12 protein-coding genes and 1 pseudogene are annotated in these 15,757 nt (G+C 69.0%); 4 read left to right on the plus strand and 9 right to left on the minus strand.

Translation table 11 applies throughout. The features are described 5' to 3' along the window. Positions 1–164: 164 nt before the first annotated feature. The 6 genes from desII to rfbC form a co-directional block, all read right to left on the minus strand. Positions 165–1,622 carry a dTDP-4-amino-4,6-dideoxy-D-glucose ammonia-lyase gene (gene desII, locus ASC60_RS35150; RefSeq protein ID WP_107097249.1) on the minus strand — a complete coding sequence of 486 codons (1,458 nt, stop codon included), beginning with the start codon at positions 1,620–1,622 and terminating at the stop codon, positions 165–167. A 285-nt stretch (positions 1,623–1,907) separates the two neighbouring features. Continuing rightward, entirely contained in the window at positions 1,908–3,089 is a 1,182-nt protein-coding gene (locus tag ASC60_RS35155; protein WP_055557771.1) for a dTDP-4-dehydro-6-deoxyglucose aminotransferase, read from the minus strand. Continuing rightward, entirely contained in the window at positions 3,086–3,970 is an 885-nt protein-coding gene (rfbD, locus tag ASC60_RS35160; RefSeq protein ID WP_055557772.1) for a dTDP-4-dehydrorhamnose reductase, read from the minus strand. The genes ASC60_RS35155 and rfbD overlap by 4 nt, the downstream gene beginning before the upstream one ends. Continuing rightward, positions 3,967–4,974: a dTDP-glucose 4,6-dehydratase gene (gene rfbB, locus ASC60_RS35165; protein WP_055557773.1), complete on the minus strand. Its 1,008-nt coding sequence runs from the start codon at positions 4,972–4,974 to the stop codon at positions 3,967–3,969. Before rfbB ends, rfbD begins: the two co-directional genes overlap by 4 nt. Next, positions 4,971–6,041 carry a glucose-1-phosphate thymidylyltransferase gene (locus tag ASC60_RS35170; protein WP_055557774.1) on the minus strand — a complete coding sequence of 357 codons (1,071 nt, stop codon included), beginning with the start codon at positions 6,039–6,041 and terminating at the stop codon, positions 4,971–4,973. Before ASC60_RS35170 ends, rfbB begins: the two co-directional genes overlap by 4 nt. Beyond that, the gene (gene rfbC / locus ASC60_RS35175; protein ID WP_055557775.1) at positions 6,038–6,646 is read right to left on the minus strand and encodes a dTDP-4-dehydrorhamnose 3,5-epimerase; all 609 of its coding nucleotides are present in this window, start codon (positions 6,644–6,646) and stop codon (positions 6,038–6,040) included. The genes ASC60_RS35170 and rfbC overlap by 4 nt, the downstream gene beginning before the upstream one ends. 369 nt (positions 6,647–7,015) lie before the next feature. On the opposite strand from rfbC, the gene ASC60_RS35180 reads away from it, so the two are divergent. Together ASC60_RS35180 and ASC60_RS35185 are read left to right on the plus strand one after the other, a co-directional pair. Continuing rightward, complete coding sequence (locus tag ASC60_RS35180; RefSeq protein WP_055557776.1) at positions 7,016–8,407, plus strand: NDP-hexose 2,3-dehydratase family protein; 1,392 nt, start codon at positions 7,016–7,018, stop codon at positions 8,405–8,407. A 44-nt stretch (positions 8,408–8,451) separates the two neighbouring features. Next, positions 8,452–9,198 (plus strand): Gfo/Idh/MocA family protein, encoded by a 747-nt coding sequence (locus tag ASC60_RS35185; RefSeq protein ID WP_055557777.1) that lies wholly within the window; start codon positions 8,452–8,454, stop codon positions 9,196–9,198. Positions 9,199–9,504: 306 nt separating this feature from the next. On the opposite strand, the pseudogene ASC60_RS40275 reads toward ASC60_RS35185, so the two are convergent. The 3 genes and pseudogenes from ASC60_RS40275 to ASC60_RS35195 all read right to left on the minus strand — a co-directional run. Beyond that, positions 9,505–10,391, minus strand: a pseudogene (locus tag ASC60_RS40275) (integrase core domain-containing protein); the annotation flags it as partial. Between the two features lie 663 nt (positions 10,392–11,054). Continuing rightward, positions 11,055–12,182, minus strand: coding sequence for a helix-turn-helix domain-containing protein (locus tag ASC60_RS35190; RefSeq protein ID WP_159043383.1), 1,128 nt, complete (start codon positions 12,180–12,182; stop codon positions 11,055–11,057). A gap of 259 nt (positions 12,183–12,441) precedes the next feature. After that, a complete protein-coding gene (locus tag ASC60_RS35195; RefSeq protein WP_055557779.1) occupies positions 12,442–13,680 on the minus strand; it encodes a 4-hydroxybenzoate 3-monooxygenase in 1,239 nt (412 codons plus the stop codon). A gap of 467 nt (positions 13,681–14,147) precedes the next feature. Here ASC60_RS35195 and ASC60_RS35200 point away from each other — a divergent pair, with 467 nt between their 5' ends. Together ASC60_RS35200 and ASC60_RS35205 are read left to right on the plus strand one after the other, a co-directional pair. Further along, entirely contained in the window at positions 14,148–15,035 is an 888-nt protein-coding gene (locus ASC60_RS35200; RefSeq protein ID WP_159043384.1) for a ParB/RepB/Spo0J family partition protein, read from the plus strand. A gap of 170 nt (positions 15,036–15,205) precedes the next feature. Continuing rightward, positions 15,206–15,727 (plus strand): hypothetical protein, encoded by a 522-nt coding sequence (locus tag ASC60_RS35205; RefSeq protein ID WP_159043385.1) that lies wholly within the window; start codon positions 15,206–15,208, stop codon positions 15,725–15,727. Positions 15,728–15,757: the final 30 nt, after the last annotated feature.

Here is a 15,757-nt window from a genome sequence, read left to right on the forward strand (position 1 = left end):
TCGTCCCGTTACGGGAGCCGGTGTTGCGGGCGGGCATGCGGCAGGCGCCGGGCGAAGGCCGTCCAAGTCACCGCACGCGGACCGCGATCAGTGGTAAAGCTCCATGAATGCCATGACGATCACTCTACCAGGAGGGGGGCCGCGGTCCGCAGCGGAATGCCGGATCAGCGCAGGAAACCGCGCTGCTCCGCCCAGCCGTCGGCGATGTCGGTCTCCAGTTGGTTGAGGCGTGCCGTGACGGTCTGGTCGAAGCCGTCGAGGAAGTACTCCTCGCCGGGCCGGGGTGCCACCTGCCGCCCCTCGGTGACAAACCGCCGGACGACCTCCTCCAGTCCCGTGCCGGTGGTCAGCCGGCCGGCGACGTAGCGCTCGGCGCCCTGGAGGCCGGGGAAGCCCGCCTCGCGGTAGAGGTAGACGTCGCCCAGGAGGTCGACCTGGACGGCGACCTGGGGATGGGCCGTGGGCCGCATGGTCTCCGGCCGGATCCTCGGCAGTTCCGCGTCGACGCCCAGGCGCAGGCTCTGGAGGGCGTAGCCGTAGTCGACGTGCAGGGACGGGGCGCGTGTCCTGATCCGTTCCTCGAACGCGGCGAGGCCGTGCTCGAGTTCCCCGCGTTCCTCGGGGGCGAGCTTGCCGTCGAGTCGTCCGCTGTAGTCCTCGCGGAGGGTGAGGAAGTCCACGGGACGGTCGGGGGCGGCGTCGTTGAGGTCGGCGATGTAGTCGGCCAGCCCGATCAGCCGCCCGGCCCGGCCCGGCAGGATGATGTAGTTGAGGCCGAGGCGTACGGGCGCTTCGCGTTCCCGGCGCAGGGCCTGGAAGCGGGTGAGGTTGTCCTTGACGCGCTGGAAGGCGCCCTTCTTCGTGGTCGTGGCGACGTAGTCGTCCTCGCTGAGCCCGTACAGGGAGGTCCGCAGGGCGTACAGGTCCCACAGGCCCGGCTGGCGGTCGAGGGTCTGCCTGGTCAGGGCGAAGGAGTTGGTGTAGAGGGAGAGTTTGAAACCGCGCGCCGCAGCACGGCGGACGAGGTCGCCGGTGCCCGGGTTGGTCAGGGGTTCCAGGCCACCGGAGAGGTACAGGGCGTGGGGGTTGTCGGTGGGCATCCGGTCGATCAGGGACGCGAACATCGCGTTGCCGTCCGTGAGGGCCGACTGCTGGTAGCGGGCGCCGGTGACGCGTACGCAGAAGTGGCAGCGGAACATGCAGCTGGGACCGGGGTAGAGGCCGACGCTGTAGGGGAAGGCGGGCTCGCCCCTTACCGCGGCGTCGAGAACGCCGCGGCGTTCCAGCGGCAGGATGGTGTTGGTCCAGTACATGCCCGCCGGACCCTGCTCGACCGCGGTGCGCAGCGCGGGTGTGCGGTGGAAGGCGGCGAGGACGCGGGAGAAGGTGGCACGGTCCAGGCCGAGTCCGCGGCGGGCGCTCTCCAGGGGCGTGAAGGGTTCGGTGCCGTAGCGGCGAGCCAGGGCTATGAGGTGCTCGGCGAGCCGGTCGGGTTCCAGTCCGGTGCCGGGGGCGTCCTCGTCGAGGAGTGGACGCAGCGCCGCGGCGGCGGCGCTGTCCCCTGCGGGCCATGCGCAGACCGCGATCGGGTCCAGGGGCGTGCGATCGACCTGAAGTGCCACGTGCGTGCGCTCCTTGTCTTCCTTGTCTTCCGTTCGGATCGGGCCGGGTGTCCCTCCGGGAGGTGCGCCCTCCTGCGTCCGCCCCCGGTGCGTCCGCGAGGTACCCGGGGCTTCGACGTGGTGCTAGGGGGTGTCTCGCCGATCATGCCGGGCTCCCGACGTCTGGCACGGCACCTCGCGGCCCCGCGCTCGTCGCGCGCAGCGCCGCTGCGCTCTCCTCACGCGGGTTGCGATGCACCGCACCAGACGCCGCTCGCTGATCCGGCCTGATCGACAAGACACCCCCTAGGCGCCGGCCTGGGCGGTGATCCGCGGTCCGTGCGCGCTGGCGACCCGGATGATGTCGCAGACGCGTCGGATGTCCTCGCGGGAGACCGCGGGACCGGTGGGCAGGGCGATGACCTGCTCGGCGAGGTGTTCGGTGTGCGGCAGGGAGACCGGGTGCTCGGTGCGGTAGGGATCGCGCTGGTGGCATCCGGGGGAGAAATAGGGCTGCGCGACGACGTTCTCCGCGCGCAGGAGGGTGAGCAGGAGGTCCCGGTGGAGTCCGGTGGTGCCGGCGTCGATCAGGGCGATGACGTAGTGGTAGTTGTTGCGTTCCGCCGGGTCGTAGTCGATGAGCCGGATGCCGGGGAGGCCGGTGAGTTCCTGCCGGTAGAGCTCGTAGTTGGCGCGGTTGCTCGCGACCGCGTCGGCGAAGCCCTCCAGGGAGGTCAGGCCCATGGCAGCGGCCGCCTCGCTCATCTTGGCGTTGATGCCGGCGCCGACGCCGTCGTGGCCCAGGCCGAAGTTGTGCAGCGCGCGCAGGCGCTCGGCGCGGGTGTCGTCGTCGGTGACGATGCCGCCGCCCTCGAAGGAGTTGACGACCTTGGTGGCGTGGAAGCTGAAGACCTCGGCGTCGCCGAAGGAGCCGAGCGGGCGCTGCCGCGAGGTACATCCGAGGGCGTGGGCGGCGTCGTAGAAGAGCTTCAGTCCGTGCTCGGCGGCTAAGGCGGCGAGTTCGTCGACCGGGCTGGGCCGGCCCCAGAGGTGGACGCCGAGGATCGCGCCGGTGCGGGGGGTGACGGCGGCTTCGACGAGTTTGGGGTCGAGGCAGCCTGTGCCGGGGTCGATGTCGCAGAAGACGGGGCGCAGTCCGAGCCACCGGACGGCGTGGGCGGTGGCGACGAAGGTCATCGACGGCATGATCACTTCGCCGGTGACCTCCGCTTCGCGCAGCAGCAGTTGGAGTCCCGCGGTGGCGTTGCAGGTGGCGACGCAGTTGCGTACGCCGGCCAGGTCGGCGATGCGCTGCTCGAACTCCCGGACGAGCGGGCCGCCGTTGGTCAGCCACCGGTTGTCCAGGGCCCATTCCAGGCGGTCCAGCAGGCGTTTGCGGTCACCGGTGTTGGGGCGCCCCATGTAGAGGGGCTGGAGGAAGGCCGCGTCGCCGCCGAAGAGGGCGAGGTCGTGCACGCCTCGTTTCATGCTGCTCCTCGCCGGGTCGGTGGGTGTTCCGGGGCGAGGAGGCCGGGGAACGCCTCGCGCAGGGCCGAGCGCCAGTCACGCAGGGGTGCGAGGCCGGTCCCGCGCCAGCGGTCGTGGCCGAGGACACTGTAGGCGGGGCGGGGGGCGGGTCTGCGGTAGGCGGCGCCGGTGGCGGGCCGGACCCGCCCGGGGTCGGCGTCGAGGAGCCGGAAGACTTCTTGTGCGAGGTCGTACCAGGTGGCGGAACCGGCGTTGGTGGCGTGCAGGACGCCGTGGACGCCGGGGAGCCGGCCGATGGCCATGATGCGGTCGGCGAGGTCGCCGGTCCAGGTGGGCTGGCCGCGCTGGTCGGCGACGACGTCGATGGCGCCGCCGCGCGCCTCCCGTTCGATCATCGTGCGGACGAAGCTGCGGCCGGTGCGCCCATACAGCCAGGCGGTGCGCAGCACGGTGGCGGTGGGCAGTGCCTTCAGCACCGCTTGCTCGCCATCCCGTTTGGTGCGTCCGTAGGCGCTGCGGGGAGCCGTGGGGTGGTCCTCGGCGTAGGGGGTGCGGGCGTCGCCGGGGAAGACGTAGTCGGTGGACAGGTGGACGAGGCGTGCGCCGTGGGGGGCGCAGGCCTCGGCCAGCAGCCGGGGCGCCTCGGCGTTGAGGAGGGCAGCGGCGGCCTCGTCCGTCTCGGCGTCGTCGACGGCCGTGTAGGCGGCGCAGTTGACGACGATCCCGGGACGGTGCTCGGCGAGTGCCGCCCGCACGGCCCAGGGGCGGGTGACGTCGAGGTGGTCGTGGCCGAGGGCCGCGACGTCCTCCTCGTTCTCAGCGAGGCGCCGGACGAGTTCCCGGCCCAGCATTCCGGCGGCGCCGGTGATCAGCCATCTCACGGGGCCGCTGCCTCTCGGGGGGCGGCGGGGCTGGCCGGCCGCTTCTTCAGGGGTTCCCACCAGGCGCGGTTGTCGCGGTACCAGTCGATGGTGCGGGCGATGCCCTCGGCGAAGTCCCGGCGCGGCCGGTAGCCCAGTTCGTCCCCGGCCTTGGTGCAGTCGAGGGCATAGCGGCGGTCGTGGCCCTTGCGGTCCGCCACCGGGTCGACGACGTCCCAGCCCACGCCGAACGCGTCCAGCAGGAGGCCCGTGAGGTCCCGGTTGGTCAGTTCGGTGCCGCCGCCGATGTGGTAGACCTCGCCGGGCCGGCCCTGGGTGCGGACCAGGTCGAGGCCCAGGCAGTGGTCGTCCACGTGCAGCCACTCGCGGACGTTGAGGCCGTCGCCGTAGAGGGGGACCCGCAGGCCGTCGAGGAGGTTGGTGACGAACAGCGGGACGATCTTCTCGGGGAACTGGTGCGGCCCGTAGTTGTTGGAGCAGCGGGTGACGCGGACGTCCAGGCCGTGGGTGCGGTGGTAGGACAGCGCGAGCAGGTCGGAGGAGGCCTTGGAGGCGGAGTACGGCGAGTTCGGGCACAACGGCTGGTGCTCCGGCCAGGATCCGTGCTCGATGGAGCCGTAGACCTCGTCGGTGGACACGTGTACGAACGGCCCGACGCCGTGCCGCAGGGCCGCGTCGAGCAGCACCTGGGTGCCGAGGACGTTGGTGCGGACGAAGGTCCCGGGCGAGGTGATGGAGCGGTCCACGTGGGTCTCGGCAGCGAAGTGCACCACCTGGTCGGCTTCGGCCATGAGGGAGTCCACCAGCGGTGCGTCGCCGATGTCACCGCGCACGAAGGTGACGGCGGGGTCGTCGGGGACGTTGCCGAGGATGCCGGCGTAGGTGAGCTTGTCCAGCACCGTGATCACGGGGGCGGGTTCCCCGCCCGCCCGGGCTGCTTCCAGCAGGTGGTGCACGTAGCGGGAGCCGATGAATCCGGCGGCACCGGTGACGAGGAGGTTCATGACTGGATCTCCACCTTGCTGTGGTCTCCGAGGACGAAGCGGTGGGCGTTGGGGGCGTGCAGGCTGTGGGTCACATGGACGTTCCTGCCGATCAGTGATCCCTCGATACGGCGCACGCCGGTGATCGCCGATCCGGCGAGCATGATGGAGAACTCCATCTCGCTGCCGGTGATGCGGCAGTTGTCGCCGACCGAGGTGAACGGGCCGATGTAGGAGTCGGAGATCTCCGCGCCGGCGCCGATGATGGCGGGGCCCATGATGCGCGAGTTCGTCACCCGCGCGCCCTCTCCGACCACGACCCTGCCGATCACGACGGTGTCCTCGTCCACCGTGCCCTCGATGCGGGGCTCCAGGTGCTCCAGTACGGTCCGGTTGACCTCCAGCATGTCGGCGACGTTGCCTGTGTCCTTCCAGTAGCCCTCGATGACCATGGACTGGATGTCGGCGCCGTTGTCGATGAGGTGCTGGATGGCGTGGGTGATCTCCAGTTCGCCGCGCCAGGAGGGTTCGATGGCGCGGACGGCCGCGTGGATGGCGGGGGTGAAGAAGTAGACGCCGGCCAGTGCCAGGTCGCTCCTCGGGTGCCGGGGCTTCTCCTCCAGGCCCACGACCCGGCCGTCGTCGTCGAGTTCGGCGACGCCGAAGGCACTGGGGTCGGACACGCGGGTGAGCAGGATCTGGGCGGCGGGCCGCCTGCCGCTGCGGAAGGTGCGGACCAGGTCGTCGATGCCGCCGACGATGAAGTTGTCGCCCAGGTACATGACGAAGTCGTCGTCGCCGAGGTAGGTGTGGGCGATCAGTACGGCATGGGCGAGGCCCAGGGGGTGGCTCTGCTCGATGTAGGTGACGTCAAGGCCGAACTTGGCGCCGTCGCCGACGGCGGCGCGGACCTCGCCGGCCGTGTCGCCGACGATCAGGCCGACGTCGGTGATCCCGGCGGCCGCGATGGCCTCCAGGCCGTAGAAGAGCACCGGTTTGTTCGCGACGGCGACCAGTTGCTTGGCGGAGGTATGGGTGATCGGCCGCAGCCGGGTGCCGGAACCGCCGGCCAGCACGAGGGCCTTCACCGGGCCGGCCCCACGCCGGCCGCCTCCGCGATGTAGGCGCGGCACTCCTCGTAGTCCGGCAGGATGCCGGTCTCCGCGGCCTGCGCCAGGGACGGTGCGTGGGTGTCCTTCGCCGACAGGACGATGTCGATGTCCGTCGGCCATGCGATGCCGATCGCCGGGTCGAGAGGGTCTACGGCCCGCTCGGCCTCGGCCACGTAGGGCTGTGAGCAGAGGTAGACGACCGTGGCGTTGTCGGTGAGGGCCATGAACGCGTGGCCGAGTCCTTCGGCCAGGTAGAGTCCCTGGTGGCGGGCCGCGTCGAGCCGGACGGCGACCCACCGGCCGAAGGTGGGCGAGCCCCGGCGTACGTCGACGACCACGTCGAGCACGGTGCCGGAGGCGCAGGTGACGTACTTGGCCTGGCCGGGCGGGGCGTCGGCGAAGTGGATGCCGCGCAGGACGCCCTTGCGGGACACCGAGCAGTTGGACTGGGCGAGCGAGAGAGGGTGGCCGATCTTCTCCTGGAATGTCCGCCCGCGGAACCATTCGAGGAATTCTCCCCGTTCGTCCCGCATGATTTCCGGGGTGTATAACCAGGCCCCGTCGACGTCGAGTAACTCCATCGATCCCGATTCTGCCGAATTGGGCACTCGATTTTCCCTTCGGACTCGGAGGGATTCCATCGGGTCCGTACGCCGCGCAGGGCAGCACGCAGTCACACGGTTTTCTCGTCCTGATCGACCGTAGCGCACCCACCGGGGGACATTCAAGCGTTGACAAAGCGAAATCAGCGGATCACACTGTCGTGAGGTAGAAGCTGGGCCACCGCCCCGCCCGATGTATCGAATGTCACGAAATCCCGAGTCGACATCCTTCTGCGAGCGTCTTTCCGAATCCGGTGACCCGCCTCCCGATGGGGCTCGCGGAAGCGGCCGGGTTCGGCGCCGTCCTGGATCACAATGATATGGGGAATTCCCGCGATGAGCGAAGCAATGGGATCGGCACCGACGGCCGGCGGTGGAGTCTCCTCGACCGGCGCGTTGTTGTCCTGGCTGGATGCGCGCCGCCGGGCCAATCGCCTGACGGTGGAACACGTACCCTTCCGGGAGTTATCGGGTTGGCAATTCGACGAGAACACGGGGAACCTCCGACATACCAGCGGTCATTTCTTCTCCGTCGAAGGACTCCGGGTACGCACGGACCACTGCTGGTTCGGAAGCTGGACCCAGCCCATTATCGTGCAACCGGAGATAGGCATTCTCGGCCTCCTGGTCAAGAGGTTCGACGGAATCCTGCACGTCCTGGTGCAGGCCAAGAACGAGCCGGGTAATATCGGCGGTCTTCAGCTCTCCCCCACCGTCCAGGCCACCCGCAGCAATTACACGCGCGTCCACCGCGGCGGCGGTGTCAGATACCTGGAGTACTTCGCGTTCCCCCGCGGGCGCGGCCGGGTCCTCGCGGATGTCCTCCAATCCGAGCAGGGCTCCTGGTTCCTGCACAAGCGGAACCGGAACATGGTGGTCGAGGCCCTGGACGACGTGCCCCTCGACGACGACTTCCACTGGATCAGCCTCCGCGGGCTGCGGAAGCTGCTGCTGAGGCCGCATCTGGTGAACATGGACACCCGCACGGTGCTGTCCTGCCTTCCCCCGGAGCCGGGACCGGCCGGCCGGCGGCCGTCGGCGCCCGCGGCTCCCTTCGCCTCCGCGGTCACGCGGTCTCTCACCCGGGGTGCCACCGCCTTGCACACCATGGGCGAGATCCTCGGCTGGCTGACCGAGGTGCGGTCCCGGCGGGAACTGGTGCAGCAGCGGGTGCCGCTGGAGGAGACCGCGTTCAGCGGCTGGCGGCGTGACGAACACGCCATCGCGCACAAGGGCGGGGACTACTTCCGGATCATCGGGGTGAGCGTCCGGGCCAGCAGCCGGGAGGTGTCCTCGTGGAGCCAGCCGTTGCTGGCCCCCGCCGGCCCCGGTCTGGCCGCCTTCGTCACCAGGCGGATCCGCGGCGTCCTCCACGTCCTGCTGCACGCCCGCACCGAAGCCGGTCTGCTCAACGGCCCGGAGATGGCACCGACCGTGCAGTGCCGCCCGCTCAACTACCGTGCGGTGCCCGCCGAGTACCGGCCCGCCTACCTCGACTACGTGCTGTCGGCCGATCCCGGACGCATCCGCTACGACACCCTCCAGTCGGAGGAGGGCGGCCGCTTCCACCACGCGGAGAACCGCTACGTCGTGGTGGAGGCCGGAGACGACTTCCCGGTCGAGGTGCCGCGCGACTTCCGCTGGCTCACCCTGCACCAGATCCTCGCCTTGCTGCACCACAGCAACTACCTCAACGTGGAGGCGCGCAGCCTCGTCGCCTGCATCCAGGCCCTGAGCTGAGCGCCCCGAAGGAAACCCATGCCCTCCCCCGTCTGCGCTTCGGTGTGCTGGGTGCCGCCGACATCGCCCTGCGCCGCACCGTGCCCGCGCTGCTCGCCCACCCGGACGTCACCGTGGTCGCGGTCTCCAGCCGGGACGCGGCCCGCGCCGCCCGTTTCGCCGCGGCGTTCGGGTGCGAGGCGGTCCCGGGCCACCAGGCGCTGCTGGACCGCGACGACATCGACGCTCTGTACGTCCCGCTGCCGGTGATGGTGCACACGCCCTGGGTGGAGGCGGCGCTGCTGCGGGGCAGGCACGTCCTGGTGGAGAAGCCGCTGACCGCGACCCGCTCCGGAGCCGAGGAACTGATCGCCCTGGCACGCTCCCGCGGCCTGGTCCTGATGGAGAACTTCACGTCACTGCACGACGCACAGCACGGCACCGTCACGGACCTCCTGCGGGACGGGACGATCGGCGAACTGCGCTCGCTGACCGCGGCGTTCACGATCCCGCCGAAGCCGGAGGGCGACATCCGGTACCAGCCCGACGTGGGCGGAGGCGCCCTGCTCGACATCGGGATCTACCCCCTGCGGGCGGCGCTGCACTTCCTGGGCCCCGACCTGCACGCGGCCGGCGCGGTCCTGCGTCGAGAGCGGCGCCGGAACGTGGTGGTCTCCGGCCACGTGCTGCTCACCACACCGCACGGCGTCGTGGCCGGTTCCGGCCGGCTCACGCAGCACCACGCCGAAGCCGTACGCCAAGCCGATCTCGTCGAGCGCGTCATGGCGGTGGCGCGGGTGCGCTGGTGCTGATGCCGGGGCCGTAAGCGGAGGGAGGAGAGAAACGCACCGGAGTTCGGGTCGGGCGCGGGGCGGAAGAAACTTCAGCACTCCTGCGGGGCACCTGGGTCGACACCCGTGAACAAACGTGTGCGGTTTACTCCGGGTGGGATGGCAGAGCCGAAGTCTTCGCCACTCGGCGAGATATGCGAGCTCTCGGAGACACCGTGCGGGAACACCACCCCTCTGCCTCCCCGGAGTTACCACTGAAGCGGAACGTTCGGCGGAGTCGCGGGAAACCCTGCGCTTGCCGATAACTTCATCCGCGCAGGTCATGCGGGCATGCTGGTATTCGTGGAGGAGGCCGCCGAGGCGATCACGTCGTCGTATGTCGAGGCGGGCCAATGTGTCCGGATTGTCGATCGGCGCAGGTAACGGGTGCAGTGGGCGGGCGTTGGCGATGCCCTGGTGTGGTCGGTGTCCGTTGTAGAAATGCTCGAACTCTCGTAGGGCGTGGAGCAGGTGTCGGTGGTTCCAGATCAAAGTGCGGTTCAGGAGTTCTTGTCGGCAGGTCTGCACCCACCGTTCCATGATCGAGTTCATTCTCGGCATCTGAACGCCGCTGAGGACGATCTTGATCCCCGCATCCGCCAGGACGGCATCGAACAGCTCGGGGAACTTCCCGTCCCGGTCCCTGATCATGTAACGCGCCCGGCAGCCCACGTCCTCAAGATCCATGACAAGGTTCTTCGCAGCCTGCGCCACCCACGCTGAATTGGGGTGCGCGGTGGCACCCAGCACCCGGATCCGTCGGCTCGCGTGCTCGATGACGGCAAGTACGTACATCCGAGCCCCGGACAGCGTGAACGTTTAGAAGAAGTCACAGGCCAGCAGGGCTCGGCCTGGGAGCGCAGAAAGTCCGCCCACGTGCTGGAGGACCCCTCGGGTGCCGGATCGATGCCGGCCTCCTGCAAGATCTCCCAGACGGTGGAAGCGGCCACCTTCACGCCCAGGACGAGCAGTTCACCGTGCAGGCGCCGATACCCCCAGCCGGGGTTCTCCCGTGCCAGGCGCATCACCAGGGCCCGCACCGGGTGCACCGTCCGAGGCCGTCCCGGGCGCCTGGGCCCGGAGGCGACAGCATGGCGGCGTGCAAGAAGGTCGCGGTGCCAGCACAGCACCGTATCCGGACGCACCAGCAGCCGCACTCCGCGGAGCACGTCCATGGGGAGCCGGTGCAGCAGCGCCGCCAGAGATGCCCGGTCGCTCGGACTGAACCGCACCCGATCAGCGCCGAGTTGGCGCTCCAGCAACACGGTCGATCATCTTGCCTCGGTAAGCGCCAGCCTCGCGAGAGCGCCCGCTCGGGCGACTACGCCGGTCGACCTCCCGTACACCGCGCACACCGCATCCCACCAGGGCGGATGATATTTTCGGCAAGCGCAGCCTTGATCGCGGCCGGGGAGGCTGACCGCGAACAGCACCGTGACCGAGCCCACCACCTGCTCGCCACCGTCTCTCCGCCTATGCGGAGGTGAGCCGTCGGGGACTCGCAGACCATGAGAACGCGGCCTGCTCTTCACGCGGACTGAGGTGAACCGTGAGTCGACCATCCAAACCCTCGAGTCCGGCAGTGCTCCCCGCGGCAGTAGGTGGTCGGCAGACCTCCCCATGGGGGAGTGACCCGCCGATTCGGCGGGCCACTTCACTCAGGCGCAGGCTGTCACTATTCGCCCTCGCTCGAGCAAAATCCGCTCAGCTTCTCCCAGGCCCCCACCAGCCTGCTCCAGCCATGATCGCCACGGTGGCATCCTCCACGAATACCAACGTGAGGCGTGACCCGCACGGATGAGGTTTCCGGCAAGGGCACGGTCACGCCCCGTGGCACTTCATCGCGCCGCCGCCAGAGGCTCGGGCCCACCGCCATTGGCGCGGGCACAGTCCCGGCAGCCGGAACAGCCGGACGGCCGCGATTCGGCCCGCCCGCGCTGCTCCGGCAACCTCCCCTGAATGGTCTGCATTTCATCGTCACCGGCACACAACAGGGCGAGGCGGCCGGTGTCCACCTTGAGGTAGCGATTGAAGTCCGCGATGCTCAGGCGAGGGTGAGCGGCCAACCACACGGCCGCGATGCGCAGGGCAAGCGGCATGGAGCCGCACCGCATAGCCACACCGGCCAGTGCCGTGGGCTCCGCGTCGGCCCGCTGATCGCCGATCACGGACCGGAGCAGGTCCACTGCGTCCGGGGTCGCCAGCGGGCTGAGCGTAAGGCGCGTCGCCTGCGCGGGCGAGACCAGCAGTCCGGTCAGGTGCTGACGGCTGGTCACCACCACCGCGCAGCCATCGGACCCGGGTACCAGCGGCTGGACCTGCGCCGAAGCCATGGCGTTGTCCAGCACGACGAGGACCGACCGGCCCGACAACAGGGAACGGTACATCGCGGCCCGCTCCTGCTGGTCGTCGGGCATACGGTCCGAGTGGACACCCAGTGCCCGCAGGAAACTTCCCAGGACGTCCCCCGGTTCCAACGGGCGGTCGTCACCGCACAGATTGGCGAACAGGGTCCCATCAGGGAACCGGTGCGCAACGGCGTGGGCGCACCGCAGGGCAAGGGCCGTCTTGCCGACCCCCGGCATGCCGTCGACGCACACCACGGGCACCCTGCCCGGGGCGCCGGACCGCCCCAGCAGCAGCCGCTCCAGGCGCGCCATCGCGTGGGTACGGCCGTGCAGTCGGGGCGGGGCGGCGGGGAGTTGGGCCAGGGGCAATCTGTCGCCCCGGCTCCTGGCCGCCGTGGCACACACGCGCTCGGTCAGTGCGCCCCGGGTGTCCAGGACCTGATCGCACACCTGGGCCAGTTCAATACTCATCGGCTTTCTGCCATTTTCGACCTTGGACAGGTGGCCCTTGTTGTAATGCGTCAGCTCGGCCAGTCTCAGTAAGGACAGACCGGCTTCCTTGCGGATCCGTTGCAATAAACGACCATTAGCCGCTGTGGCGCCTGTCACGTCCGACACGATTCCCCCTCTGTCCATCATGAGCGGCGCCCCGGTCACGTTCCTGGGCGCACGCAGACCGCCAGGACTCAGTGTGGTCACACCCGCGCAGTGGCCCGGATTCGCTGTGCCTCGCCGGTCGGTCATCCGGCTCAGCGGCCACCCAGGTCAGATCGCGCGCCCTAGGAATGATCCCCCGATCATCCATGACCTACAACTGGACAAATCGGATCCTCATTAATTCAAATCTGCACTTATTTCGGATTCGAAGGGAGTCGCTTCACCGACCGTAAATCTCTGGCCATGACACGGGTTCCTCTGGCGGACGCCGCGGCTCGGGCCAGCCGGTGTAGCCCTCAGCGAGGTAGGCGGATCCCGCGCTGGAGCCGACCACCGCCGCCAACTCGCCGAGCTGGCGGCGCACGTCGAAGTCAGTGGAGCCGGGCAGACGGTGCAGCATCGTCGTCATCCAGTACGAGAAGTGCTGGGCCCGCCAGACGCGTCGCAGCGCTCTGGGTCCGTACTCGTCGAGGACTCCGAAGTCCCGCTTGCCGAGGGCGGCTTCCACCACTTCGGCGAGCACCCGCGCATCGGCCAGGGCAAGATTGAGACCCTTGGCACCCGTGGGCGGAACAGTGTGCGCAGCGTCCCCGGCCAGCAGCATGGCGCCGTAGCGCATCGGCTCGCACACGAAGCTGCGGAATCGCAGGACGGAGCGGTCGGTCACCGGCCCCTCATGAAGGCTGAATCCGTCCGCGCCGCTCACCCGTGCCTGAAGCTCCGCCCAGATCCGGTCGTCGGACCAGGCCGCCGCGTCCTCGTCCGGGTCGCACTGGAAGTACATGCGCTGCACCGACTCGGTGCGCTGGCTGATGAGCGCGAAACCCCGCTCGGAATGGGTGTAGACGAGTTCGGCCGCACTGCGCGGCGCTTCGACGAGCACACCGAACCAGGCGAACGGGTAGGTGCGGAGAAAGTGTGTACGCGCCGCCTCGGGCACCGCGGACCGGCACACGCCGTGCGCCCCGTCCGCACCCACCAGGATGTCGCAGCGCACCTCCCACACCACACCGTCGGCATCGGTGAACAAGATCCCCGGCCTCGTGGAGGCCAGGTCCACCACCCGCGTCCCCGAGACGCCGAAGTGAACGCGTCCGCCGTCCCGCTCGCGGGCGTCCGCGAGGTCGGCGAACACGTCCGTCTGGGGATAGAGGCACACGCTCTCCCCTACCAGTCCCTGGAAGTCCACGCGGTGGCTCTCACCGCCGAAGCGCAGCTCGATGCCGGCGTGGGGATGACCGTCGCGGAGTACCCGATCGGACACCCCGGTGCCGGTCAGCAGGCGCACGCTGTCGGCCTCCAGGATGCCCGCGCGGTTCGTGGCCTCGATCTGGGCCCGGGTACGGTGGTCGACCACCACCGAGTCGATCCCCGCGCGGGCCAGCAGGTGCGAGAGCATGAGGCCCGCGGGCCCCGCGCCGACGACGCCGACGGTGGTCCGAGTGAGGACTTGGGGCATGACTCGTCCCTTCTTGTTCGATGGCCTGAACGGAAGAACGGGCGGCCACCGCGAAGGCGTGGCCGTCGCACAGCGGACGGCGGTTCGGATCGCACGGTGCGGCGATGAGGGGGAGCCGCCACCGCATGCCTCCCCCACAGGAGAGTAGAACAGGAACGGCGATTTCCGCCGCCCGTGAGGCGGATCCGGGAAGTGGTAGGTACGGCCTGCGGGTTGCCCGCTGTGCGGACAACCCGGCAACCGCTTGCACATCGTGTTCGAGCTCGCGAAGGTTGGTGTCGGAGAAACGGGTCGGGCAGAAGCGCGGGAAAACGAATCGCCTTTTCTGCGACCGGCGCCGGGACGATGCGAGCAGAGAATGAGACCACACCACCCCCTGGGGGATCATGTCGACCGTTCCTGACCCATCGCATGAGGACCTAGCTGATTACTTCCTCCCACTCCAGCGGTACATCAGTGACCAATGTGTGCTGCTTCCCATCGACTCCCTGCTGCCCGCGGATTCCCCTCGCCTCGAGGGCGAGAACACGAAACATGTGCGAGCCCTGGCAGAACTGGACGACGAACTCCAACCGATCATCGTGCACAAGGGATCCATGCGCGTGATCGACGGCATGCATCGTCTGCGGGCCAGGGCCGAGCGCGGTGACACCACCATCCGGGCCCGCTACTTCTCCGGAAGTGAAAGCGAGGCGTTTCTGTTCGCCGTGCAGTCGAACACGAAGCACGGGCTTCCCCTCACCCGCGAGGACCGCAGGGCCGCCGCGGAGAGAATCATCAAGACCCTTCCGGCGATGTCGGACCGGGCTCTGTCGAAGTTCACCGGACTGGCGCAACAGACGGTCGCCAGGATTCGGCAGCAGTTTCCACCATGCAGGTCCATGCAGTCACGGATCGGGGTGGACGGACGGGCGAGGCCGGTGAATCCCAAGGAGAACCGGAGGATCGCGGAGGAATTCCTCCAAGAGAACCCGCACGCCTCGTTGCGCCAGATCGCGCGAGCGGCGAACATCTCGCCATCGACCGCCCAGGACGTGCGGCGCCGCACCATTCGTCAGCACGGTTCCGGGGAACCCGTTGCACGGCGACCGACGGCCGGCTCGCAGGGTAACGGCCAGGGGCCCGACTCGGGGCTGCTGCACGACCTGGCGCTTCTGGCCCGCGACCCGTCCGTGCGGCACACCGAGGCGGGCCGCATGCTGGTTCAGTGGTTGCGCCTGACCATGGTGGTCGGTACGAACCACACGATAGTGGTGAACAGTATCCCCGAGCACTGCGCCGAAATCGCAGCACGGGCCATGAGAGTGTGCACAACCCATCTGGAGGAGTTCGTCAGGAAGCTCGAACAGCGGTGAGACCGGGTATCCGGGTGGCCCTTCTGCGGTGTCCAACTGCACAAGATTGTGCAATCGAACACTGCTTGACCCATCGCTTCCGGAACTCGCCCCGAGCAAACATCCAGAAATGAGACCACCCGTCAGGAGTCCGAATGCGCCGGTCCGCCGCAGCCCGGGACGGTCATGACATGACAGATCGGCTGAAACAATTCTCCTTGGCTCCGCCCCAAACGAGGATGCTCGTGTGCGCGGACGGATCGACCACCGTGCTGCTCGACGCCCTGATCGGCGAGCGGGTCAGCGTGCGGGTCGACCATCAGCGGCGGGTTCCCGCCGCGCGCGTCCGGCACATCGCGTGCCACATCCTGGGAGCCTCCCCCGGCACCCTGGTGATCGACCGCCAGTCGAGCATCCTCACCTCGGGCAAGGACGTCATCAGCGTGAACCGGGTCGTGATCGCCGGACGGGACAGCCAAAAACTGATACCACCGCCCGAACAACCGCTGGGTCCCTACCTGAAAACGGCGGGATTCACACTGACCCGGGAACCGATCGGCGTGTCACGGGACATCTGGCCGCTGGACAGCGTCGCGCCCGAATGTGTGAGCAAGAAATACATCATCAACTGCGGAAGCGCCGGGCGGGTGTACGTCCACGAGAAGTTCAACCCTGGTTTTGTACCCCTGGGAAGGGACGGTTCATCAGTATGACCTCTGGAATCCACGCGCTAGTGCTGAGCG

Origin of the sequence: Streptomyces sp. NBRC 110028 (genome assembly GCF_001417735.1) — a bacterium.
Taxonomy (GTDB): Bacteria; Actinomycetota; Actinomycetes; order Streptomycetales; family Streptomycetaceae; genus Streptomyces.